This window comes from Microcoleus sp. w2-18bC1 (assembly GCF_036700365.1).
GTDB lineage: Bacteria > Cyanobacteriota > Cyanobacteriia > Cyanobacteriales > Microcoleaceae > Microcoleus.
Window position 1 is genome coordinate 34,765 of sequence record NZ_JAUBOS010000029.1, and the last position, 22,819, is coordinate 57,583.

The following is a 22,819-nucleotide window of genomic DNA, read 5'->3' on the forward strand; positions in this document are numbered from 1 at the left end:
TGTTGTGATTCCTCTTGAACTTGATGGAGCTGAGATTGGTACTGTTGTGATTCCTCTTGAACTTGATGGAGCTGAGATTGGTACTGTTGTGATTCCTCTTGAACTTGATGGAGCTGAGATTGGTACTGTTGTGATTCCTCTTGAACTTGATGGAGCTGAGATTGGTACTGTTGTGATTCCTCTTGAACTTGATGGAGCTGAGATTGGTACTGTTGTGATTCCTCTTGAACTTGATGGAGCTGAGATTGGTACTGTTGTGATTCCTCTTGAACTTGATGGAGCTGAGATTGGTACTGTTGTGATTCCTCTTGAACTTGATGGAGCTGAGATTGGTACTGTTGTGATTCCTCTTGAACTTGATGGAGCTGAGATTGATACTGTTGTGATTCCTCTTGAACTTGATGGAGCTGAGATTGCGAGCGTTTCAATTCCCTTTCAAGTTTATTTGTTTGAGACTGCGACTGCTGCAATACTGTCTCTGTCTGATACTGTTGAGATTGGGAGTGTTCTAATTCTGCCTGAACTTGGTGAAGATGAGAGTGCGATCGCTTTAATTCCCGCTTACTGTGGTGCTGTTGAGAATGCGAGCGTTCTAGTTGGGCCTGAACTTGCACGAATTGAGACTTCGCGAGTTCTAGTTCCTGCTGATTGCGATTTAATTGAGATTTGCTATTTGTTAATTCTGCTTGAGTTGTCTGCGTTTGAAACCGCAATCGCTCCAATTCCCACTGAGTCTGATGCAGTTGAGAAGTCTTCTGTGCTAATTCTGTCTTAGTTGCGTGTAGTTGCTCCTGAGATTGCTCCAATACTGCCTGAGTTGCATCTAGTTGCTCCTGAGATTGCTCCAATACTGCCTGAGTTGCATCTAGTTGCTCCTGAGATTGCTCCAACTCTGACTGAGTTGAATGCAGTTGACCTTGATACTCTTGCAACAGTGTCTCAGCTTGTTGTATTTGATCTTGAAATTGTTCCAATACTTCCTGAGTTTTATGCAGTTGACTTTGATACTGCTGCAATTCCTCCTGAGTCTGTTGCAGTTGTGACTGCGACTGTGCTAATTCTTCCTGAGTCTGTTGCATTTGTGACTGCGACTGTTCTAATTCTGCCTGAGTCTGTTGCATTTGTGACTGCGACTGTGCTAATTCTGCCTGAGTCTGTTGCAGTTGTAGTTTGTACTGCTCTGATTCCTTTTGATGATGAATTCGCACCTGAGAAACCGCCCCCTCGTTTTTATTGCTTAATACTCCGTTAAGTCTCACAGCTAATGAACTTTGTTTACCCCGACTGACTAAATCTTCGATTTTATCTTTAATCATTGCCATACCTTGATTGCTCTCTTTCTGAAAATCTAGCTTTTCTATAGATAGTGCGAGATTGTAAATAGCCATTGCCTTAGCTTCGATAAAATCTATGGTTGACTGACCTAGTTCGTCCTTTGAACTATTAACCTTTCCTTTCCTAAAAAAGTTTTGATATCCGCCCGCCTCCCAAAATCCCAGTTGGGATGTATCCTCAAGTTTTTGGATTCTTTGTAGTTCCTCAAATTTTTGATTGTCTACTGCTATCTGACACATCCTACTCGTAATGTTTAGCCCTAAAAAATCTCTCGTGGTTTTCCTCAATATAATTTCCGGTTTTTCCTTAAGGTTTTCATAGGAAATAAATAAAACATTGTCTGATTTTTTCTCCTTTGCTTCTATGTAACTTTCTACATGAGTTCGCCATTGTTCTACCTTAACTTTACAAAAATCATCTATTCCTTGTTTCTGAAGTTCCTCTCTCTGCTCTGGATCTCCAAGCAAATAATAGTAAAAAGAACAAAGAGCATCGGCTGGCTTCCGAAATAAGTAAATGCTGTTTACGTATCTAGTATCATAAAGTTCGTGGCTCTTTATTATCCTCAAAGGAATTTTTTTTAGTCGGGGATCACGGTTCCATATATCAAGCTTTTCTTTGTATATATCGGGGATAAAGTTGCCACCTAATTGAGTTTTAAATCCTTGGCTTTGTAAGATTATATCACTCAACAGCAGGCGCATCCAAGTATTGCCTGAACGAGGATATGAAGCCAGAATAACATCCGTCTCTTTTAAGAGCTTTTGATTTTGTTCACAAATATCGTTAACAAACATACTTTCTTTCCTTTATTAATAAAAACAACTAGGTTTCAATCAATATTTAAAAACTTACTCCACCTAGCCTCCATCCTCAACCTCACCACATCCAGCATCCTATATTTTGCCTTCCAACCCAACTTTACCATAGCCTTACCCGGCTCACCCCGACCAAATGCAATCTCCGTCGGTCGATAAAGAAGACTCCCATCGATGGCCATATCTCCCCACCAATTCCATCCTCAAGTCGCAAACGCGAGCGCTATCAACTGTTTTAAACTCCCAAAATGGTTTCTCAGAAGCTTACCACAAATGAGGGTGATTTTTGCCCGATCGCCCCCCATGAACTCCAAATGCACTCAAGCCGTTGCCTTCCCAAGCATATCAGACTTCAGCCCTCTGAGGATGTTCCCGCACGCACCAGGTATTATAGATGGGCGATCGCCCCCAAGCCCTAAGCCATCGAGCTTAACAATAGATATTACCCCAAAAACAAACGAAGACGTTCTAACTCAATCGAGCCAGCAACACGCGCGATCGGGTAAACTAGAAAGGTCGATCGCACCCAACCCCCGTGCCCTTGACCCAAAGCCCAAATTAAACTATATCGAGATTGAGCAAATTTTTAAGGAGAGAAATTCACTATGGATTTTCAACAAGTACGGAAAGACATTGCTTTTCAATACCTAAAAGGCGAGGGAATAGAAGTCGGAGCCCTTCATGCTCCTTTGCAAGTTCCAGACAGCGTGAAGGTTCATTACGTTGATAGAATGTCTGTAAGCGATTTAAGGAAGCAGTACCCAGAGTTAGCGACGGTTAATCTAGTAGAAGCGGACATTGTAGATAATGGTGAAACTCTGTCATCCATAGCTGACGACTCTTGGGATTTTGCGATCGCCAATCACATGATAGAACACTGTCAAAATCCGATCGGCGCCCTGGAAAACTTTTTGAGAGTTATTAAACCGGGAGGACTTGTGTATATGGGCGTACCAGACAAACGCTATACATTTGACATCGATCGACCCCTCACTTCCCTCGACCACCTAATTCGGGACTACAAAGAAGGGCCGGAATGGTCTAAGCTAGGTCATTACGAGGAATATGTCAGGCTAGTTGACAAAACTCCTGAAGAAAAGGTGGCTGCGCGGATGCAGCTTCTACTTGACATAGATTACAGCATTCATTTTCACGTCTGGACATCAGAGACTTTCCCTGAAATGCTCGCATACTGTCAACAAAACCTATCTTCGAGTTTTGAAATAGAACTATTCCAAGAAAACTCTGGGGAAATGATTATGATTCTCCGAAAAACTGTTAAAGGAAAATAATAGTAATATGAACTTGTTTTGGATGAGCAGCAATTGTCAATAACTAATTGACAACTGCTGTTTCAAAAGCAAGGCAATGCCAAAACCAGCATAAAAAATAGAACTCGTTGCCACAATATATCCTGATTCATCCCGAAAATAATTGCAATGGGCGGTGCAATTAACTGTCAGCCTCAACTTTCAACTTGAGGGAGCAGAAAACCAATTGATTGCTTCGAGGAGTTCTTCTTGTTCAACTATTTCAGAAACTGACGGCAGCAAATACCGCTGACCCTGGCGGCTAGTAGCAAAGCTGCGTTGAGGATAAATCGTTTGCTCTTTGTCTTCATGGCGAACTTCGATAATAGCAGCAAACTCTTGGACAATACCTTTATAATATCGAATTGCAAATTCAAGCTGAATCTTCTGGTTGTACAGTTCGATTAATATATGCGGGGGAACAACATATACAATTTCCTTGAGATACCACCTAGCACCAAGCGACACCGACCACAAGTTGGCAAACCAAACGCAGAGGTGCATATAGTTATCCTCTTGGTAGTAATTTGTATGTCCGTAAATAAATGCTGAATTATGCCACACATAGGGTGTCCAAAACTCTAATTTAGCACCGTCAATGCAAACACGACTAACTTCTTGGAATAGATGTATCGGGTCAGTCAAATGTTCTAAGGTATGTGATGAGTGAACGTATTCAACACTGCGATCAGGGAAGGGCAATATATCAGTCTGTATATTAAGTACGTGGTCAACCACGCCCGGAACATAACAGTAATCTAATCCAATTGTTCCCGGTTTTTTGTTGCCACCGCAGCCTAGATCTAATCTTAGATACTCCTGCTGATTGGTGACTGGTTCAAGTTGTGATTGAATTAAGTCATTTTGGATTAACTCGTTCTCAATTAGCTGTGGCTGTTCCTGCGATTTGTCCAAATCTTTCACTATTTTAATAACCTCATCATAAATTACTTTCCAATCACAATCATAATTTTCCCATCCCCCCCCAGTAGTGACATCAATTATAGAACCAACAGGCACTAATACTGGATCTACAGAGTTTTCACGCACCTCAAACCAAAAAATCAACTGCGAATAATGTCCACGATCGGAGTGGGCTACTCCAGGCTTGTTAGCGATCCAAGTTACCAACGTTAATCCAGAACCAATAACAGCTATGTATGTATCTACCGTACCAGCCCAGACAATTGTTTCGTGGAGAGGACATTCCAGCGCATTGTATACCTTAACATTAGGAGAAATTAGAGCCTGTATTTGCTCCATATAGGGTTTCTCTGTGGAAAAACCATCAAAGACAACTGCCATATCTGGATAATCGTCAAATATTTTTTTGATGATATTTGCATATCCTTCTACTTGGGATACCCAAGCCTTATTATGGCTGCGAAGATTAATCCATAGCAGCGGAAAATGTTTCTTAGCTGCTTCTACAGTTTGCAAAAATGACTGACTGCACTTATTGACAGCAGCGGTCTGAATTCTGGCAGCTAAATCCTCCTTAATCAAGGAGTCCGTTACTTGGACAGCGAAATAGTTATTGTCTAATATAGATCTAAAAAAACTGTTATTGTCGGATAAGCGAACAATCTTTTCGGGCGGAATTTCAGGGAAAAGCGAAGCGAGTTCAAAGTATTCATTAGCTCCTATTAAAAATTTATCGATTTTGTGCAAGAGATCATTTTCATATAGATAATAAAGTCCGCTGATTTGATTCCAGAAATAGTGACCTAAGTTGGAGACATTCCCTACAACAGCGACAACTTCTTTTGTTTCTTCATTTGATACGTAAGATTGGAATGACCGCCAATAACTAACAGCATGAGCCTTAAATTCATTAATAATTTTTTCAGAACTCAGCCAGATACTCCATTCATTAGACAAGTTGATGACTAGATCTAATCTTGGGAAATAAATACCTATCTTGCCACCGCTCCAAGTTCCCACAATCAGGTAAAATATTTCTGTGCTTTGAAATTGATAAATTAATATCGGTACACTAGGATCATGTTGGAGATAAAATGAACGATTACTCCTAAGTACCCTACCTGTAAACGGGCAAACTGAATAAATATAACCTGTTTCTACTATGCTTTGCTGAAAATCGTTAGTCGGTTTAATTACATCCCATGTAAAATTGGACTGTTTAATTGTTTTTTTGGCGATGTTTATACCTTTAAATTCTTGAAATTGATTTATATAAATCTCTTCTAAAGCCAGAGAGTCTTGTTTTATTAACTCCAAGTTAGCTAAGGAAAAATTTGCATCTTCAAGAATCGTCTGTTGTGATTCATTCAAGTCAGTTAAAGATACCATTTTCATGACGGTATATTTGCTTGTCTGACTGAAGTATGTGCAGGCATCTTCGAGTTTAATTTCAGCTTGAATATCTATATCGGTCTCGTGGAAAGGAGTCAGTTGATTCAAACCATTCCAAATCTTTTCATAAATTTCTGCCTCGCTGGGTTGCTTCTGGGCTTTTTGGAAACAGGCTATAGCTTCATCTAACTGACCTTGTGCTGCTAAAATAATTGATAATTTATAGCTCGTACTGGCGTGGTTGGGAGTAATTTCCAAAACCTTGCGGTAGCAAGCGATCGCTTCTTCCCACCTCTCTTGCTGTTCTAAAAGCACACCTAAACTCAAGTAAGCTTCTTCAGCTACTGGTGGAAGATTTAAAGCATATTGGTCAGTTATTAAACCATCAATTAGTGTTCCTATTGGCGAATATTCAAAAGCACGACTGTACGCCTGATTTGCCTTCTCCCGTTGATTTTTTAATTGCAGGAGGCAACCCAAATGAAAGTAGTATAAAAAAGCAGCATCGGTGTGAGGTTTTGGTTGATAGACAAGAGTCATTTCAATACAGCTTACTGAAAATGCTGATCCGGTGGAAAAGAAACGAAATTCTGTTCTGTGACCTTCAATAAAGTCCAAGTAAAATTCAAGAGAGGTTTGATGGCTATCAACCTTGGCTTCATACAAAACATAAGGACAAGGAGAGACCACATCAAATTTGAAACTGCGATCGTAGTCTTTTTCCTCTGTCATTTCTAAACGGTTCTCTGGAAAATTGAATCTAACCCTAACGCGGTACAATCCATCGGGAATGTCTATATACGGCCCGTAAAAAACAAAGCCTTGATTGCCCTCCAAGCTTAAATACCCTTCACTGGTTTCCTCAACGTTGTTTCCGGGTAAAATACCTAATTCTTGGGCATTAATTCGCAGAAAATTTATCGCTTCCAAATTATCTAAAAAGCATTTTGATGGCGAGTCTGGATTGAGGGCAATGACTCTGTGATAACAAGCAATTGCCCCATCCAAGTCACCCTCGTTTGCCAAATTCTCTCCTAATTCGTAGTAAGACTCAAAATTTTGGTTCTTCATCATTGCTCCTAAATATTTATTGCACTTTTACTATTCCACGTAATAAATTATCAATTTATTACAGTTACTATGCTGGAGAAAAATTTGCTACCAATATTTTTTAACTTCCTTAATCCACAGCTCACACAGACGAACCTCTATCTCGCCTAAAAAGTTATTCTTATTGAGGTAAAAATACATTTCTTTCATTAACTCGCAAGCATCGCTAGTATCACTTGTAAAATTTCCCAGTAAGTCAATTAAATTGTGAACCTGAGTATACAAAGGAATTTCCTCACTAAAATCTTTCATCAGGTTGTGTTCATTTCTCAACTGATACACTGAAGGTGAGAGAAATAGAACACTGGAGTCTATGCACCATAAAAGTCTCTGAGCAATGTAGCTTTTCCAGATATCGGTAACACGACTGCTCACACCAATAGGCAGCAGCATCAGAGGAAAAGCTTGCTTGTAAAATAAAGTATTCTGCGTATTGAAAGGACTATAACACCCGGGCGACAGTGACAACTTCTTATGCGGTTCAAACTTGATATTTTCATCACCAACCGTCAAACGATAAATAGCGTCTACATCGGGGTCTAAGTCTGCTAGTCCTTGCTGGACATAACAAGTAACCTCTTTTTCTGTTGCCCGCTTCTCATCCACAAAACTATTAACTTTGTCAAGTGGCAAGCCTCTGGGCCATATTTTTTTACTGGTAAAGTAAGAATAGACATTAACAGCACCTTTAACGTCTACCGCTGGAGTCTTAACCAGGGAAGGGAGGAAATTGGGATACTTGTCATCATAGGGAATATTGTCGTCGTCTGTTTCCGCGATCGCTTCTGTACCCATACGCATAGCATACAAGTATCCTAAATTCTTGCGGGAGTAATGATTCATAGGAATCAGAGAAGCTAGCTCGCCAAAGTCTTCGCATTGTTGCTCTACATTAAAGTATTCCGCCCCCGGCAAGTCAAAATCTCTAGGAGTTTTTTTATCCCCAACTACAATAATTTTCCACCCTAAATCTAGCAAAACATCTCTGTATTTAAACAGAGCAGCAGTTGGTTTATGAATTGTTGTTATAACTAATGATTTCACGGATTAAACCTCAAAAATTTTATAGAAATCAAACATTACCCATCCTCGCCTAGACTATCATCCGCACCACCTGCTGTATCTTATAGTCTGCTTCCGGCCTGAACTTTATCACAAAATACCAGCAAAGGCAAACAAATTGTACCTTTCTTGTGCAGTAACTTTTCACTACTTAAAAAGAATGCTATCCCCAGCCTGGTTTAATTTTAGGTCAGACTGACAGGATATAACATAACAGCCTCAACAAATTCGCTTTTATATATACGATCAAACGCCTAACCAAATTTAGGTTTATCAGCCGGAATCCCGTCCTTCATTTTTCGATAATCGCCCTCGCGACTAATCACAGCTTGATGATTATAAGCTATCCACTCGCCTCGATTTTTTTTACTGACGGCGATTTGCTTTATACCAATCATTAGCTGTTCGATATCCTGCCTCGATATTTTCACCCCATACTTTTCCCTCAAACCATCCTCGCCTCCACCATCATCCGCACCACATCAGGCATCTTATACTTCGCCTCCCATTCCAACTTTTGTTTCGCCTTACCCGGATTTCCATTCCCAACTGCAATCTCCGTCGGTCTGTAGAGACTCGCATCCGTTACCAAATGTTCCCGCCAATCCAAACCCGCAGAAACAAACGCTGTCTGCACAAACTCCTCCAAAGGATAGCTTACACCCGTGGCAATTACATAATCATCCGGTTCTTCCTGCTGCAGCATCAAATACATCGCCTCCACATATTCCGGCGCCCAACCCCAGTCCCGCTGCACTGAAATATTTCCCAAATGCAGTTTTTCGGAACTACCTGTAGCAATTCGGCACACAACAGATACAATTTTTTGGGTGACGAACCTCTCCGGCCGCAGCGGCGACTCGTGATTGAACAGAATACCAGAACACGCAAACAAATTGTACGCTTCCCGATAATTGGCTACTTCCCAAAATGCGGTTGCTTTCGCTACTGCGTAAGGACTTCTTGGGCGAAAAGGCGTATTTTCATCCGCTGCACTACCTCCGGTATCCCCAAAACATTCGCTGGAACTGGCGTTGTAAAGTTTGATTTTTCCGCCTGTAAACCTAATTGCTTCTAAGAGATTCAATGTGCCTGTGGCAATGCTTTCGAGGGTTTCTACGGGTTGTTCAAAAGACAGAGCGACGGAACTTTGACCTGCTAGATTGTACACTTCGTCGGGCTGAATTTTCGCTAGTACCTGCAAGACGCTGCGAAAATCGTTGAGAGACATGGATTCTAGTTTTACTCTGTCTCGGATCCCCAAACGGGCCAGGTTTCCGAAACTAGACATTTGGGCGTCCCTGGATGTGCCCCAAACTTCATAACCTCGATCAAGCAAAAGTTTAGCTAAATAAGCTCCGTCTTGACCAGATATACCGCTAATTAACGCTTTTTTCATACCACATTTTGCTTTAAAAACTACACCGTAGCTGTTGCTATTTTTTGACTTTTTAGCTTTTATAGTAATTTTTATTATTTTTTTTAATACCTAAGATTTTCCCAGGAGTTCTCAGAGCAAGTTTAATGGCTTACTACAAACAACAAATTTCTCATCAAACAGACCCAAAAGCCCGATCGAAGTATGATTGCAAAAAGTTCGATAGATAGCTGGGAGTAGCAGCATAAGCATATAGTAGGGACGGCAGTGCCTTGTCCCTACTATATTTCATCTTCTACTCGCCAACTATCGACTGCCAAAAGTCTCTACCGCTCGAAAACAGAAATTACCAGTCAGCTAGAAATCGACTCAAAAGTACAAAATGTCAGCATTTTTTACCTTCTGCCGAATGACTAATGCCTTCTACCTTCGGATTAAGCTTCCCAACGTTCGGCGACCAATTCAGCCAAGTCAACCACCCGCTGACTGTAGCCCCACTCATTGTCGTACCAAGCCAAAACCTTTACCATGTCGCCATCCATCACCAGCGTCAAGCTGGAATCCAGAATCGAAGAAGCATCACTTCCGCGATAGTCGCATGAAACTAAAGGCAAATCGTTGTACTCCAAAATCCCTTTCATGGAGCCAGAGGCAGCTTCTTGGAACACTTGATTTACCTGCTCGGTAAAAGTCTTTTTCTCTACCTGAGCCACAAAATCAACTACGGACACATTGGGAGTCGGCACGCGCATGGCAATACCATTTAACTTGCCCTTCAATTCTGGAATCACCAAAGCCACAGCTTGGGCTGCTCCGGTAGAAGTCGGCACAATATTCATTGCTGCCGCCCGGGCCCGCCGCAAGTCGCGGTGGCTGGCATCCAGCAAGCGCTGGTCGCCAGTATAGCTGTGGGTAGTGGTCATCATGCCTTTGACGATGCCAAAATTTTCGTGAAGCACTTTCAGTACAGGAGCCAGACAGTTGGTAGTACAGCTAGCATTGCTGATGACAGTGTAGTCACTGTGCTTGTAGTTGTGGTGGTTGACTCCCATCACATAAGTGCCAACTTCAGAACCCTTGCCGGGAGCGGTAATTAGCACTTTTTTAGCGCCGGCAGTGATATGCTTCGATGCACCAGCTTGGTCAACGAAGACACCGGTCGATTCAATAATCAGATCAATACCCCAATCTTTCCAAGGCAAGTTTAGCGGGTTGCGATCGCTCACGCATTTAACTGTCTTGCCGTTGAGAGTAATGGAGTTTTCATCCGCACTGATGTCCACATTCTTCAACGTTCCCATCATGGAATCGTATCTCAGCAAGTGAGCATTACTTCTGGGATCGGAAGTGTCATTAATAGCTACCAACTCTAGCTGGCTGTTTTCTCTGCCCAGCCAGCAGCGCGCAAAACTGCGCCCGATACGTCCAAAACCATTGATCGCGACTCGAATCACTTTAGTACCTCCTAACGATGGCAGCCCTTAGCTCAGGCTTAAATTTTGGAAAAATTTAAGAATTGACTTATGAGACAAGATCATATCGCAAAGGTCGATCCTTTCTAACTTTTTGTGTCGATCAAAAAAGCTTGAACTTTTCTAGAAGGCTGAAATTGCAAGGCAGAAGGCATTAGGCTTTCTGCCGCTGGTTACTGGTAAAGCTGATGGGCAGCAATATAAGTTTGTACAACTTCCGGGACTAAGTAGCGGAGGTTGCGACTTTCGGCGCAGCAGCGGCGGATGTGGCTCGACGAAATCTCGATCGCAGCCATGGACAGCACCTCCCAGCGAATTTTCACGTCCAGAAGAGCCATTTGTTCGGCAACTCGTCGGCCCACAGCATTTGCCTGAACCTGCATCCTGTCTCCCCCGGAATCGATGGGTTTTCCACTCGGACAATCTCCCCACTCTGACAGTTCCCCAATCTCCCCGCTTTCTGATGTCTCTCGATCTCCCTGAGTCGGACGCGGGGCCACCAACCAGTCGCACAACCCGGCAATTTCGCCGCACCGGTACCATTTGGGGAGAGTAAGGAGTGCGTCACTACCAATAATCCAGTACCAGCGATGATCGCCGGGATACAATTTTTGCAAATACAGCAAGGTGTCGATCGCAAAACAACTGCCTCTGGGATTGGCCGACCGCGGCGAAATTAGGAAGTCAGGCCGATCGGCGATTGCCAAAGCCAGCATTTCCCGCCGCCGCTCAAAACTTGCCAAATCCGGGCGCTCTTTGTGAGGAGGAGAGCGATCCGGTACCCAAATGATTCGATCGAGAGCAAATTGACTCGCAGCCGTCTCGGCTACCAACACGTGACCCCAGTGAACCGGGTCAAAAGTCCCCCCCAAAATCGCTATTTTCCCCATATTTCCCCAAAATCAGGATTAATACAGACATCGCGCCACTTTTATGTTTATACACTTTTAACCATAAGCTCGTTTATTAGAAAACCCTCGCTTCACATCGGGGACAAACCCCTGGACGACGCTAGTTTCAACGATCGCCCTGGACGCTGAAACCGGTTTTTTCAACCCCCTTAATTCGTTCCAACCTTCAATAAGACTTAAAAAACCATGTTTCAGCGTCGGATTGGGTGCGGGACTGGATGATTAACCTTGCCAATATTAATCCCAACTTGTTTTGAGTGCGCGATCGACCGCCTGAGCATTCGTTTGTGGGCGACCGAAAAAGTTTTGAGGGTAGATATACTTAGCGCAGTGGTAAAAATTTTAAGGACTGCCAAAAGCGTCGATCGGCTTCTCTATCAAACCAATGATTTGGTTTGATCTATGGCTTTGCGACTATTTCGACTAACTGCATACCTTGTATATATACAATAAAGTAAGAATATATACTATAGCTGCGCTCGTGTCAATCTCTGACTTTCAAGAAAAAATGACCGTACAACTAGATAAATGACTACAAAATGAGCGAAATTTTGTTGTTCGTGGTAGTGTTTGTAAATCCTTATGGGTTTTACCCTCAATCTTGGTAGAAAGGTTGTGGGGCTTTTGCTGCCGTATCCCAGCACAGCAGGCGGATCGAAATAGAAAGAATGCAGGAGTATGCAATCACCCAAAATTAGTCTATTGACCCCGACCCCAGACCCCGTTTTCTGTTACCTGCAATTTTCGAGCTGTGACTGTTCCGGAAAACTACTCGGTACTAAGTCATATAGGATACAAGACAAACATCTCTACAAGTCCCGCAAATCTAGGGACGCGCAGAGAATTTTGTACAAAATCTCTAGCGAACTGTATCCTGAAAAAACAATTCTTGATATGATATCGCGTGTTATTGGCGTGGTGTGGTGTGTGAGGAGCAAAGATGCCGAGTTCTGTTGATTTTAGCGGTAGACCATTTCATTTCATCGGCATTGGTGGGATTGGGATGTCAGCCCTTGCCTACATTCTAGCTAAACGCAAGTTGCCTGTGTACGGCTCCGACATTAAATCGAGTCACATAACCGAGCGCTTGCAAGGAATGGGAGCTCATATTTTTTGGAGTCAAGACGCCAGCAATTTTGAACTATTTCAAACGGCCCTTAACGGTAGCAGTCCCGACTGCGGGCAACAGGAAAGGGCAGTATCCTCGATAGTCGGGGGTACGGTAGGGACTTCTGTCGCGACAGCCGAAGCTCTCCAATTGAACGGCAACGGTTCAAGCGCCCAAGCAATTCCGGGATTGCCTCAAGTAGTATGTTCGACGGCTATTCACCCAGCCAATGCCGAATATCGAGCTGCTTTAGATTTGGGCTGTCCGATTTTTCATCGATCGGATGTGTTGGCAGCGTTAATTCAAGATTACCAAAGCATAGCCGTAGCCGGTACTCATGGCAAAACTACTACTAGCAGCTTAATCGGCTTCATGCTGATGGCGGCGGGTCTAGACCCGACGATCGTAGTAGGAGGCGAGGTAAATGCTTGGGAAGGCAATGCCCGTTTGGGGGAAGGGCCCTACTTAGTGGCCGAGGCTGATGAATCCGACGGTTCTCTCGTTAAGCTGGTAGCCAAAATTGGCATAGTGACGAATGTGGAACTGGATCATCCAGACCATTACGATACCCTTGACCAGGTAATAGACACATTTAAGGTGTTTGCCCAAAACTGTCAAACCTTGGTGGGCTGCATTGACGATCAAATCGTCAAAGATTCCCTTCAGCCTCATGTCAGCTACAGCTTGCAGCCGGACAGCGGTGCTGACTACACGGCTTCGGACGTGGAGTACGGAGCAGAAAGCACCAAGGCCCGGATTTGGGAGCGAGGAACTTTCCTAGGGGAAATGGAGTTGAAGTTGCTGGGCACACACAATCTCAGCAATGCACTAGCTGCGGTAGCAGTGGGCCGATTGTTGGGGTTAGAGTTTTCGGCCATTGCCAAAGCGATTGCTGGCTTTGAAGGAGCTCGCCGCCGTTTTGAGGTGCGGGGTTTTCACAATGACATCCTGTTTGTGGACGACTACGCTCACCATCCTAGCGAAATTCGTGTCACCTTGGCGGCGGCTCGCTTGCGGATCGAAGGTAGCGAAAAAAATCCCAAATCCCGAAGAGTGGTTGCAATTTTTCAACCCCACCGTTACAGCCGGACTCTGACATTTTTGCCAGAATTTGCTCAATCTTTTGGGGATGCTGATTTGGTTGTGGCTTGCGATATTTATAGTGCTGGGGAACCAAATTTAGGAGAAATTAGCGGGCAGCAAGTTGCTGATTTGATTGCTAAAGAAGGCCGAGATGTTGAGTTTGCGCCTTCCCTAGAGTCAGTCACTAAGTTTTTAACCAAAAATCTGCAACCGGGGGATTTGGCTCTGTTTTTGGGCGCTGGTAATCTGAATCAGATTATTCCAGAGGTTATGGCTTTTTATCAACAAGCCGATCGCCCCGATTAGCTCGCGAACTGAGTAGAGTTGATCGACATTATGGCGTGGCACGTTGTGCCGAAACTTCTGTCGGACGGCTCGCTCAAAGCGGCCACATAAGTTAGCTAAACGAATTTTCAACCACGTCTTCGAGCGAAGGTATTTTTAAGGATTTTCAAGATGGTGACTATCTCGAATGACTCCTCTGTTAAGGACAATCGGCGAGTGTATTCTCCTATTTCTTTGCGGGGAACTGATTGCAAGATTAATTCCCAAGTTTCCCTGGCGGGCCTGACTTCGTTCCGAGTCGGCGGCCCTGCCGAGTGGTACGTTGCTCCCCGCAGTATGGAGGCTTTGCAAGCGAGTTTTGCCTGGGCACACGATGAAGGAGTGCCGGTGACTCTGCTGGGTGCGGGTTCTAATTTGTTGGTGAGCGATCGGGGTTTGTCCGGTTTGGTCGTCGGCACTCGCTACCTGAAACAGGTGAATTTTAATCCAGAAACAGGTCAAGTGACAGCGGGGGCGGGAGAGTCAATTCCCCGCCTCGCTTGGTTGGCGGCTAAACGGGGCTGGAAAGGTCTAGAATGGGCCGTCGGCATACCCGGTACGGTGGGAGGGGCTGTGGTGATGAATGCAGGCGCTCACAGAGGCTGTACTGCTGATATTCTGGTCAACGCTCGCGTCCTATCCCCTGGTGGTAAGGTGGAAATTCTGACTCCCCAAGAGTTGGAGTACCGCTACCGGACTTCGGTGCTGCAAGGGGGCGATCGGCTAGTAACAGAAGCGACTTTCCAGTTACAGCCGGGATTTGACCGATCGCAAGTAATGGCAGAAACTAATGACCATTTCAGCCAGCGACGGACAACTCAACCTTATCACTTACCGAGCTGTGGCTCAGTCTTCCGTAACCCCGGCCCCAAGACGGCCGGTTGGTTCATCGAACAAGCGGGGCTGAAGGGATATCAGATCGGCGGCGCACAAGTAGCTCAGCGCCATGCTAATTTTATTCTTAACTGCGGGTCGGCAACAGCCAATGATATTTTTCAAGTGATCCGCCACGTTCAACAGCAAGTCGAGCAGCGGTGGTCGCTGTTGTTGGAGCCAGAAGTTAGAATACTGGGAGAGTTTCCCTTCTAAGGCATCATTGAAGTAATACGGAAACGGCAGACTGCCAACCCACACACCATCAAAAAGTAGTTATGACAAAATCAGGACAAGGATTTGGCTTCGGCCTGGGAAAAATGAAAGAACTGACTGAAGCTTTCAAAAAAGCTCAGCAGGTTCAAGAAGGAGCTAAAAAGCTCCAAGAAGAGTTGGATGTAATGGAAATTGAGGGAACTGCCGGCGGCGGCTTGGTCAAGGTTTTTCTCAGCGGCAACCAAGAACCCCGCCGCGTGGAAATCTCACCGGATGCCCTCGGTGAAGGTGCTGAGGTGGTTTCTGAACTCGTCACGGTGGCGATGCAGGATGCTTACGCTAAGTCTACGATGACGATGCGGGAGAAAATGGAAGAACTCACCGGTGGACTAAATCTCCCCGGTTTCGGTTAGTCATTAGTCATCAGTCATTAGTTGTTAGCTATCTGTGTTTAAAAAGGCATCTATAGCTAATGACTGATGGATTTCTCTGAACCACAAAACGTTGGGAAAAAGGGGAAAGGAAAAATTTTCTTTCTTCCTTCCCATTAAAAACTACCAATTACTAATTATCAATTAAATGTCTTATAAATTATTGTTTGTCTGCCTGGGAAATATCTGCCGATCGCCCTCAGCAGAAAATATTATGAATCACTTAATTGAACAAGCTGGTTTGAGCGATCGTATCACCTGCGATTCTGCCGGAACTGCTAGCTATCACATTGGCAGCCCCCCTGACAGGCGGATGGCATTAGCGGCGAGGAAGCGAGACATTGAATTGCTAGGCGAAGCCCGCCAATTTTCCAAAAACGATTTTGAAAAGTTTGATTTGATTCTGGCCATGGATCGAGAAAATTATCGCAATATTCTTGCCCTGGATGCGGCTGGAAAGTATAAAGATAAAGTGCGGCTGATGTGCGATTTTTGCCAGAAATACGACCTTAAAGAAGTGCCAGATCCTTACTACGGTGGCCCGGAGGGATTCGATCGAGTAATTGATTTGCTGCACGATGCTTGCGAGGGTTTGTTGGAGTACGTTGTCAGTCAGGAAAAATTAACCGTTGGCGGTCAGCAATCAATTTAAATTAAAAAAGTGCCTTTTTCCGCCCGAATATTAGCCATGCTGTAGGGGGGACAACGCTAACAAAACTCGTAACTAGGGAGATCACAGTTGTTCCCGATCCCGCTCCCAAAATGAGACTGGGTGACAACGAAAAAGTTAAACTTGTCAATACAAAATGGGGAGAATTGATACTCAAAGCCGCAATTGGCAGCAAAATAGATGGATACCAAGGCATTAGCCAAGGTGTAGCAAACAAAAACAAAGTGAGAGTCGTCCATCCAATATCTGATACCAAATTAATTTCCGAATATTTTTTGCGGAATAATGATTTCATTAACGTTCCTGTATAGTAAACAATCCAGCTTAAATACGCAAAATATTTGACTAATAATAGAATACTTTTCCTAGTTTCAACATTTACATTGGGTAAAAAATTCATAAATAAATTGATTGCATGGTGAAACGATCGAGCCGTCGCCCCGGCGGTTCCTGGATTTAAAAGACTTCTCCAAGCTGAAACGGTTGGCATAAATGTATAAGTTATCACCGCGATAATTAATAAAGAAAGCAAGACTGATGCTGCTAAATCTTTCCACCGACGCTGCTTGCAGAGGAAAGCAGCAACTAAGGGTAGCCAAATTATAGGTAAGGTTTTTATTAAAAAACCTACCCAAATTGCCAAAATTGCAAAAACATAACGTTGGTAATAAATACATCCTATTAAAACAATCAATGTATTAGCCAGCAAAACGTCGAGGTGAGCATTAGCTATTTGCTCATTCAATAGCATGGGATTGACTAAATAAGCGATTGTTATGAGGTTACGGTTTTCAGAATTTGTTAGCAACCGCCAAATTAAGTAGCTATTGAGCGCGTGTACCAACACGCAGATTATTTTAAAAATATAAACTGCTAGTAAAGGGCTAATTGGTACACCAAGTGCTGATAGGGCAAAAAAGAATAAAGAAACGGGGCCGTAGGTAGAAGTTTGCCCCCAGTGGAGGAAGGGAGATACGTTAGAAATTAAGGTATCGGAATTATTCAGGTAAGGATTAATTTTATGTAAGCTCATCGCTCCGTAATGCAAGTACATATAAATGTCACTGCTTTGGGGATAAGTTATGAGGGCCAGTGCCAGAAAGGGGATTGCATACTTGCAAATATCTAGAAAGCTGGAACTTGTCTGTTTTTTTTGAATTAACCAGATAATATATGTAACTGTTGCTATCAAGTAGGAACCGTTAATTAGAATTCGGATGAGGCTGAAACCGCTGGTAGGGAAATCGTTATAGTTGTCTCCACCCTGTAAAACGCTGTAATACTTGGTGATTCCCATGGAGGTCATGGCAATACAGAAAATTATAGAAGCTGCTAATGCTACAGCATATAGAATTTTCTGATTTTTTAAGTAATTGTTGACCATGATGTTATTTATTCAGCGTAGTAAGTGCAGGTAATTTTCTTTCCCAGAGCGTTGGCGGTTATCTGACTAAATGGTGTTCCATAGCAAAGCGAACGAGTTCTGCTCGATTGTTGCTTTCAGTTTTTCGGAACAAGCTGCTGACGTGCTTTTCGATCGTTCGAGGGCTGAGGTGGAGTGTGGAGCCTATTTGAATATTAGAAAGACCTTCTGTCAGCAAATCTAGCACTTGTCGCTCTCGCTGCGTCAAACTCGGAGCATTTTGGCTGGGAGATGCCCGTGAAGCGGAGCTATCCCGTAGGGAATCGCCTGTGTTTGACTTTTGAGTTAAAAAATCTGCTTCTGGCTTGTCATTGGCTCTGCTGCGTGCCTCTGTTGGCGTTGGTTCGGGTTCGGGGGAACGAGAGGGGGCCTGAGCGATGAGAGCGTAGCGATCGAGCAAAGAGCGAATAACCGCCCCCAATTCCTGGAGTTCAAAAGGTTTAGCCAGATAATTGTCGCACCCCATCTGATAGCCGCGAATCCGTTCCTGCGTGCTCGTGCGTTCCGTCAAAAAAATCACCGGCAGCAAGCGGAAAGAGGGACGAGTCCGAACTCGCCGCACGAATTCGTAGCCATCCATCTGGGGCATTGTAATGTCGGTAACAATCAAGTGCGGCTGAAATTCATCTACCAAGCCTAAAGCTTCTTTGCCGTTCTCAGCAGCGATTACAGAGTATCCGGTAATTTCTAGATAATCGGTAATTGACAAGCGAGTCGCGAAATCGTCGTCAGCAACCAGAATCGTTAATGGCATGGGGGAATTAAAAATTAAACATTAAAAGTGACTAATTTCACTTTTAATGTTTAATTCTACTGTTTAATTCTCTTGATAACTTGCAGTTAAAGTAGCCGGTTGTCCTAATTTGCCCTCCAAAGCTACGCCGCGCCCGTTGGCTGCCAAATGTCGCAGAGTTTTATAAATTGTCTCGATTTGCTCTGGTCTTCCTGCTTTTTTTGCTAGTTCTGCTACAGACAGAGGTTTTTGGGCGTCTTTGAGCACTTGCAGTACCCGTTGCTGCAAGTCCAATACAGCAGCGGCTGCTTTTTTGCCTGCTTCAACCCCTGGCTGGTGATAGGCATTGACATTCACCAAGGAACCGTAAAAACCTACGGCTCTTTCGTAGAGGGCGATTAATGCTCCTACTGTCCGAGGGTTGACTTGGGGAATTGTGACAGTAATGGAATCTCGGTGATTTTCGTACAAAGCTTGTCGAGTTCCCTGCAACAAACCCGACAAATAATCTCCTGAAGTGACGCCAGTTTCTACTTCTGGGGAAATGCCTTGCCTGTCTTGCAAAACTTCGATAAATGTTAGGAAGAAATTCGCCACGCCGTCTCGCAGTTGCTGGACGTAGGCGTGTTGGTCGGTGGTGCCTTTGTTGCCATAAACTGCGATTCCTTGATGAACTGTGTTGCCGTCTAAATCTTCCTGTTTGCCGATCGATTCCATGACTAATTGCTGCAAGTAGCGGCTGAACAATAGCAGTGAATCTTTGTACGGCAAAACTACCATATCTTTTTCGCCACGTCCGTTGCAAGCAAAATACCAGGACATTGCTAACAAGGCGGCGGGATTATGTTTGATTTCGGTGGTTCTGGTAGCTTCGTCCATGACTTTCGCACCATCAAGCATCGCCCGAATGTCGATGCCTTGCAAAGCTGCTGGCAAAAGTCCGACTGCTGACAATTCGGAAGTGCGTCCTCCTACCCAATCTGCCATGGGAAAAGTGGTAATCCAGCCTTCGGATTTGGCTAATTTGTCTAGTTGGCTGTCAACTCCGGTGATGGCAATTGCTTGTTTGGCAAAATCCAGTTTTTCGGCGGCGAAGGCTTTTTGAACTTCGATCATGCCGTTGCGGGGTTCGGGGGTGCCGCCAGATTTGGAGATAGTAATTACTAGGGTGCTGGCGAGTTTGTCTTTGATTTTGTTAAGGATGCGATCGATCCCGGCGGGATCTGTGTTGTCGATAAAATGTATTGCTAGGGGCGGAATGTCTGGGGATAAAGCTTCGGAGACAAATTGGGGGCCGAGGGCGGAACCACCGATGCCGATCGAAATTATGTCGGTAAATTGCGGAGCAAAGGGCGGTTTAATATCGCGGTTTTGAATTTTTTTGACAAATGCTTCGACTTGTGATATGCCTTCGACTATTTCTTGTTTTAATTCTGGAGTTGGAGCTAAATCAGGGTTTCGCAGCCAGTAGTGGCCCACCATGCGGTTTTCGTCGGGATTGGCTATCGCACCTGCTTCTAAAGCTGCCATGTCTTTGAAAGCTTTGTCAAATTTGGGCTTCATTGTGGCGACGAAAGCGTCGTCGAATCCCATGCGACTGATATCGAGGTAAAGTCCCAATCCAGAGTGATAGTAAAGCCAGTCTTGATAGCGTTGCCAGAGTGCTGTGGCATCCATAGGAATTCTCTACAATTTTTTTAATGTTCGATCGGCGTCGTCAGGAATCCACCAATTGTAGTTTAAAACGATCTGATGTACGGCTTTTGCAGAATCCCAATAAATTTAAGCATTAATCGTCTGAAGGCAGCCGGTTCTGAAGGCAAGCAGAGCATTCGGCACGATTAAACAAGAAAAATATGACTTGGGCAACACTCTTAGTAGGTAGATCCCCCATTAATGGCCACACCCCATAGATAGAGCGAAGAGGCACAGAGATTTAACTGTGGTCGGCGTTGGCGTTTGGGTTCTGGTTTCACAATATTCAAATTCGGGCGATCGGGATGTGTAAAATAGGCATTGCGGTCAGGTTAAATATACTTTTAGCTGCCACTCAATAATCGGCTAAAAATATAATTAACAACTGTCAAGTATCGCAAGTGTAGTATAATATACAGATATTAGAATTAAAGTGCGATCGACTATGCTTACTCTATCTCCCGAATTAAAAGAAAGGTTAGCAACTCCGCTCAAAATCGGCGATTTTGAAGTTAAAAGTCGCGTCCTGCAATCGCCCTTATCCGGCGTTACCGATTTGGTATTTCGCCGCCTGGTGCGCCGCTACGCGCCAGATTCGATGATGTACACGGAAATGGTGAACGCTACGGGTTTGCACTACGTGAAGCAACTGCCGAGAATTATGGAAGTTGACCCGAACGAGCGCCCGATTAGCATTCAATTGTTTGACTGCCGGCCGGATTTCTTGGCAGAAGCGGCGCAGAAAGCAGTGGCAGAAGGAGCGGATACAGTTGATATTAATATGGGCTGTCCGGTTAACAAAATTACTAAAAACGGCGGCGGTTCTTCCCTGCTGCGAGATCCGGAAACGGCCGAGGCAATTGTGCGGGCTGTTGTGGAAGCAGTAGATGTTCCTGTCACGGTTAAAACTCGGATTGGTTGGACTGACAAAGAAATTAATATTTTGGAATTTGCGAAGCGGATGGAAGATGCGGGAGCAAAAATGATTACCGTGCACGGCCGCACTCGATCGCAAGGTTACACCGGTCCGGCAAAATGGGAGTGGATTCGCCGAGTGAAAGAAGTTTTATCGATTCCAGTTATTGCTAACGGGGATATTTTTTCAGTGGAAGCAGCGATGCGATGTCTGGAAGAAACCGGCGCTGATGGAGTGATGTGTTCGCGGGGAACTTTGGGCTATCCTTTTTTGGTAGGAGAAGTTGATTATTTCTTGAAAACTGGTGTAGAAAAGATAGCTCCGACACCAATTGAACGTCTCGAATGTGCTAAGGAACATTTGCGGGCTTTGTGGGAATATAAAGGTGAAAGCGGTGTTTGCCAAGCGCGCAAGCACTTAACCTGGTATGCTAAGGGTTTCCCCGGCGCTGGGGAATTGCGGGGTGTGTTGGCTGTGGTAGAAACGGTTGAACAAGGTTGCAATTCGATCGATCGCGCGATCGAGCAATTGCCCGCATAAACCTTAGCCGCAGATGTCAGCTAGGGATTACAGAAACAAAATTTACCTCTGCGGGCTAAGATTTAAGACACAGTTAAAAATTTGTGTGTGGGGGAAAGCATGGATTCCTTAAAAGGGCGAGATTTATTAAGTCTGGCAGATTTAAGCATTGACGAATTAAATTATTTGCTAGATCTAGCAGCCAGTTTAAAATCGGGAATGGTCAAGCTGAAACGCAATAAAGTTCTCGGCTTGTTATTTTCCAAAGCTTCAACGCGAACGCGGGTAAGTTTTACGGTGGCAATGTATAAATTGGGAGGGCAAGTGATTGACCTTAATCCCAACGTTACACAAGTCAGCCGCGGCGAACCTTTGGTAGATACAGCCAGGGTTTTAGACAGATATTTAGACATTTTGGCGATTCGGACTTTCGAGCAAAAGGACTTAGCAACTTTTGCTAAATATGCGAAAATTCCTGTGATTAATGCGCTAACAGATGACGAACACCCATGTCAAGTGCTGGCGGATTTGATGACAGTAAAAGAGTGTTTTGGGAAGTTGGAAGGGGTGACTTTGACTTACTTGGGCGATGGCAATAATATGGCTAATTCGCTGATGTTGGGCTGTGCAATGACGGGAATGAATGTAAGAATTGCTTGCCCTCAAGATTTCCAGCCGAATGCTGAGATAGTGGAAAAAGCTAAGAATATTGCTCAGGGAAAAACAGAAGTTACTGTGACTGCTGATGCGGAAGCTGCTGCTAAAAATGCTCAAGTGATTTATACTGATGTTTGGGCGAGTATGGGACAGGAAGAGGAAGCAAAAAGCAGGATTCCTTTGTTTGAACCCTATCAGGTAAATGAACAATTGCTGAAGTTAGCAGATAAGAATGCAATTGTATTGCACTGTTTGCCCGCACACCGGGATGAAGAGATTACCGATGCAGTGATTGAAGGCAGTCAATCGCGCGTTTGGGATCAGGCAGAAAATCGGATGCACGCTCAGCAAGCTTTGCTGGCTAGTATTCTCGAAAGCGATTAGGAATTAGCTAAAAATTAGTCTGTCGGGGGATGAAATCGACCTGCTCGCTACTTTTTGCAGACCGCTTCCGTTATC

Annotated in this window: 17 protein-coding genes; 8 read left to right on the plus strand and 9 right to left on the minus strand. The window is 44.2% G+C overall.

The window, feature by feature from the left end:
- Window positions 1–2,132 (minus strand): sulfotransferase domain-containing protein (locus QT979_RS16535; RefSeq protein ID WP_333311075.1); only part of this gene is annotated, 2,132 nt, incomplete at its 3' end.
- A gap of 626 nt (window positions 2,133–2,758) precedes the next feature.
- Here QT979_RS16535 and QT979_RS16540 point away from each other — a divergent pair.
- Window positions 2,759–3,445, plus strand: a complete 687-nt coding sequence (locus QT979_RS16540; protein WP_333311077.1) for a methyltransferase domain-containing protein — start codon at window positions 2,759–2,761, stop codon at window positions 3,443–3,445.
- A gap of 180 nt (window positions 3,446–3,625) precedes the next feature.
- Here QT979_RS16540 and QT979_RS16545 read toward each other — a convergent pair whose 3' ends face one another.
- The 3 genes from QT979_RS16545 to QT979_RS16555 form a co-directional block, all read right to left on the minus strand.
- A complete protein-coding gene (locus QT979_RS16545; protein ID WP_333311079.1) occupies window positions 3,626–6,853 on the minus strand; it encodes a tetratricopeptide repeat protein in 3,228 nt (1,075 codons plus the stop codon).
- A gap of 84 nt (window positions 6,854–6,937) precedes the next feature.
- Window positions 6,938–7,933, minus strand: a complete 996-nt coding sequence (locus QT979_RS16550; protein WP_333311081.1) for an STELLO glycosyltransferase family protein — start codon at window positions 7,931–7,933, stop codon at window positions 6,938–6,940.
- Window positions 7,934–8,396: 463 nt separating this feature from the next.
- A complete protein-coding gene (locus tag QT979_RS16555) occupies window positions 8,397–9,350 on the minus strand; it encodes a GDP-mannose 4,6-dehydratase (protein WP_333227070.1) in 954 nt (317 codons plus the stop codon).
- A gap of 246 nt (window positions 9,351–9,596) precedes the next feature.
- Between QT979_RS16555 and QT979_RS16560 the strand changes: the two genes are divergently transcribed.
- The gene (locus QT979_RS16560) at window positions 9,597–9,746 is read left to right on the plus strand and encodes a hypothetical protein (RefSeq protein WP_333311084.1); all 150 of its coding nucleotides are present in this window, start codon (window positions 9,597–9,599) and stop codon (window positions 9,744–9,746) included.
- A 17-nt stretch (window positions 9,747–9,763) separates the two neighbouring features.
- Here the strand turns inward: QT979_RS16560 and QT979_RS16565 are convergent, their stop codons facing one another.
- Both QT979_RS16565 and nadD read right to left on the minus strand, forming a co-directional pair.
- Window positions 9,764–10,783, minus strand: a complete 1,020-nt coding sequence (locus QT979_RS16565; protein ID WP_333045021.1) for a type I glyceraldehyde-3-phosphate dehydrogenase — start codon at window positions 10,781–10,783, stop codon at window positions 9,764–9,766.
- Window positions 10,784–10,974: 191 nt separating this feature from the next.
- Window positions 10,975–11,691 (minus strand): nicotinate (nicotinamide) nucleotide adenylyltransferase, encoded by a 717-nt coding sequence (gene nadD / locus QT979_RS16570; protein ID WP_333212975.1) that lies wholly within the window; start codon window positions 11,689–11,691, stop codon window positions 10,975–10,977.
- A gap of 961 nt (window positions 11,692–12,652) precedes the next feature.
- Between nadD and murC the strand changes: the two genes are divergently transcribed.
- The 4 genes from murC (at window position 12,653) to QT979_RS16590 (ending at window position 16,399) form a co-directional block, all read left to right on the plus strand.
- Window positions 12,653–14,209: a UDP-N-acetylmuramate--L-alanine ligase gene (gene murC, locus QT979_RS16575; protein ID WP_333212974.1), complete on the plus strand. Its 1,557-nt coding sequence runs from the start codon at window positions 12,653–12,655 to the stop codon at window positions 14,207–14,209.
- 150 nt (window positions 14,210–14,359) lie between these two features.
- Entirely contained in the window at window positions 14,360–15,316 is a 957-nt protein-coding gene (murB, locus tag QT979_RS16580; RefSeq protein WP_333057143.1) for a UDP-N-acetylmuramate dehydrogenase, read from the plus strand.
- 62 nt (window positions 15,317–15,378) lie between these two features.
- Complete coding sequence (locus tag QT979_RS16585) at window positions 15,379–15,729, plus strand: YbaB/EbfC family nucleoid-associated protein (protein ID WP_015178392.1); 351 nt, start codon at window positions 15,379–15,381, stop codon at window positions 15,727–15,729.
- A gap of 166 nt (window positions 15,730–15,895) precedes the next feature.
- On the plus strand, window positions 15,896–16,399 hold the full coding sequence (locus QT979_RS16590; protein ID WP_333311086.1) for a low molecular weight protein-tyrosine-phosphatase: 504 nt from the start codon (window positions 15,896–15,898) through the stop codon (window positions 16,397–16,399).
- Between the two features lies 1 nt (window position 16,400).
- On the opposite strand, the gene QT979_RS16595 is transcribed toward QT979_RS16590, so the two are convergent.
- The 3 genes from QT979_RS16595 to QT979_RS16605 form a co-directional block, all read right to left on the minus strand.
- Window positions 16,401–17,801: a hypothetical protein gene (locus QT979_RS16595; RefSeq protein ID WP_333311088.1), complete on the minus strand. Its 1,401-nt coding sequence runs from the start codon at window positions 17,799–17,801 to the stop codon at window positions 16,401–16,403.
- 58 nt (window positions 17,802–17,859) lie between these two features.
- Complete coding sequence (locus tag QT979_RS16600) at window positions 17,860–18,594, minus strand: DNA-binding response regulator (RefSeq protein WP_333212971.1); 735 nt, start codon at window positions 18,592–18,594, stop codon at window positions 17,860–17,862.
- A 63-nt stretch (window positions 18,595–18,657) separates the two neighbouring features.
- Window positions 18,658–20,250, minus strand: coding sequence for a glucose-6-phosphate isomerase (locus QT979_RS16605; RefSeq protein ID WP_333311090.1), 1,593 nt, complete (start codon window positions 20,248–20,250; stop codon window positions 18,658–18,660).
- 463 nt (window positions 20,251–20,713) lie between these two features.
- On the opposite strand from QT979_RS16605, the gene dusB reads away from it, so the two are divergent.
- Both dusB and argF read left to right on the plus strand, forming a co-directional pair.
- On the plus strand, window positions 20,714–21,724 hold the full coding sequence (dusB, locus tag QT979_RS16610) for a tRNA dihydrouridine synthase DusB (protein WP_333311092.1): 1,011 nt from the start codon (window positions 20,714–20,716) through the stop codon (window positions 21,722–21,724).
- Window positions 21,725–21,823: 99 nt separating this feature from the next.
- Entirely contained in the window at window positions 21,824–22,744 is a 921-nt protein-coding gene (gene argF, locus QT979_RS16615; RefSeq protein ID WP_333311094.1) for an ornithine carbamoyltransferase, read from the plus strand.
- Window positions 22,745–22,819: the final 75 nt, after the last annotated feature.

Excerpts from the sequence above, each read along its gene's own strand:
- QT979_RS16545 (WP_333311079.1), bottom strand. The coding sequence starts at position 6,853 with ATGATGAAGAACCAAAATTTTGAGTCTTACTACGAATTAGGAGAGAAT.
- QT979_RS16585 (WP_015178392.1), top strand. The coding sequence starts at position 15,379 with ATGACAAAATCAGGACAAGGATTTGGCTTCGGCCTGGGAAAAATGAAA.
- dusB (WP_333311092.1), top strand. The coding sequence starts at position 20,714 with ATGCTTACTCTATCTCCCGAATTAAAAGAAAGGTTAGCAACTCCGCTC.
- murB (WP_333057143.1), top strand. The coding sequence starts at position 14,360 with ATGGTGACTATCTCGAATGACTCCTCTGTTAAGGACAATCGGCGAGTG.
- QT979_RS16600 (WP_333212971.1), bottom strand. The coding sequence starts at position 18,594 with ATGCCATTAACGATTCTGGTTGCTGACGACGATTTCGCGACTCGCTTG.
- nadD (WP_333212975.1), bottom strand. The coding sequence starts at position 11,691 with ATGGGGAAAATAGCGATTTTGGGGGGGACTTTTGACCCGGTTCACTGG.
- QT979_RS16605 (WP_333311090.1), bottom strand. The coding sequence starts at position 20,250 with ATGGATGCCACAGCACTCTGGCAACGCTATCAAGACTGGCTTTACTAT.
- argF (WP_333311094.1), top strand. The coding sequence starts at position 21,824 with ATGGATTCCTTAAAAGGGCGAGATTTATTAAGTCTGGCAGATTTAAGC.
- QT979_RS16540 (WP_333311077.1), top strand. The coding sequence starts at position 2,759 with ATGGATTTTCAACAAGTACGGAAAGACATTGCTTTTCAATACCTAAAA.
- murC (WP_333212974.1), top strand. The coding sequence starts at position 12,653 with ATGCCGAGTTCTGTTGATTTTAGCGGTAGACCATTTCATTTCATCGGC.
- QT979_RS16590 (WP_333311086.1), top strand. The coding sequence starts at position 15,896 with ATGTCTTATAAATTATTGTTTGTCTGCCTGGGAAATATCTGCCGATCG.
- QT979_RS16595 (WP_333311088.1), bottom strand. The coding sequence starts at position 17,801 with ATGGTCAACAATTACTTAAAAAATCAGAAAATTCTATATGCTGTAGCA.
- QT979_RS16555 (WP_333227070.1), bottom strand. The coding sequence starts at position 9,350 with ATGAAAAAAGCGTTAATTAGCGGTATATCTGGTCAAGACGGAGCTTAT.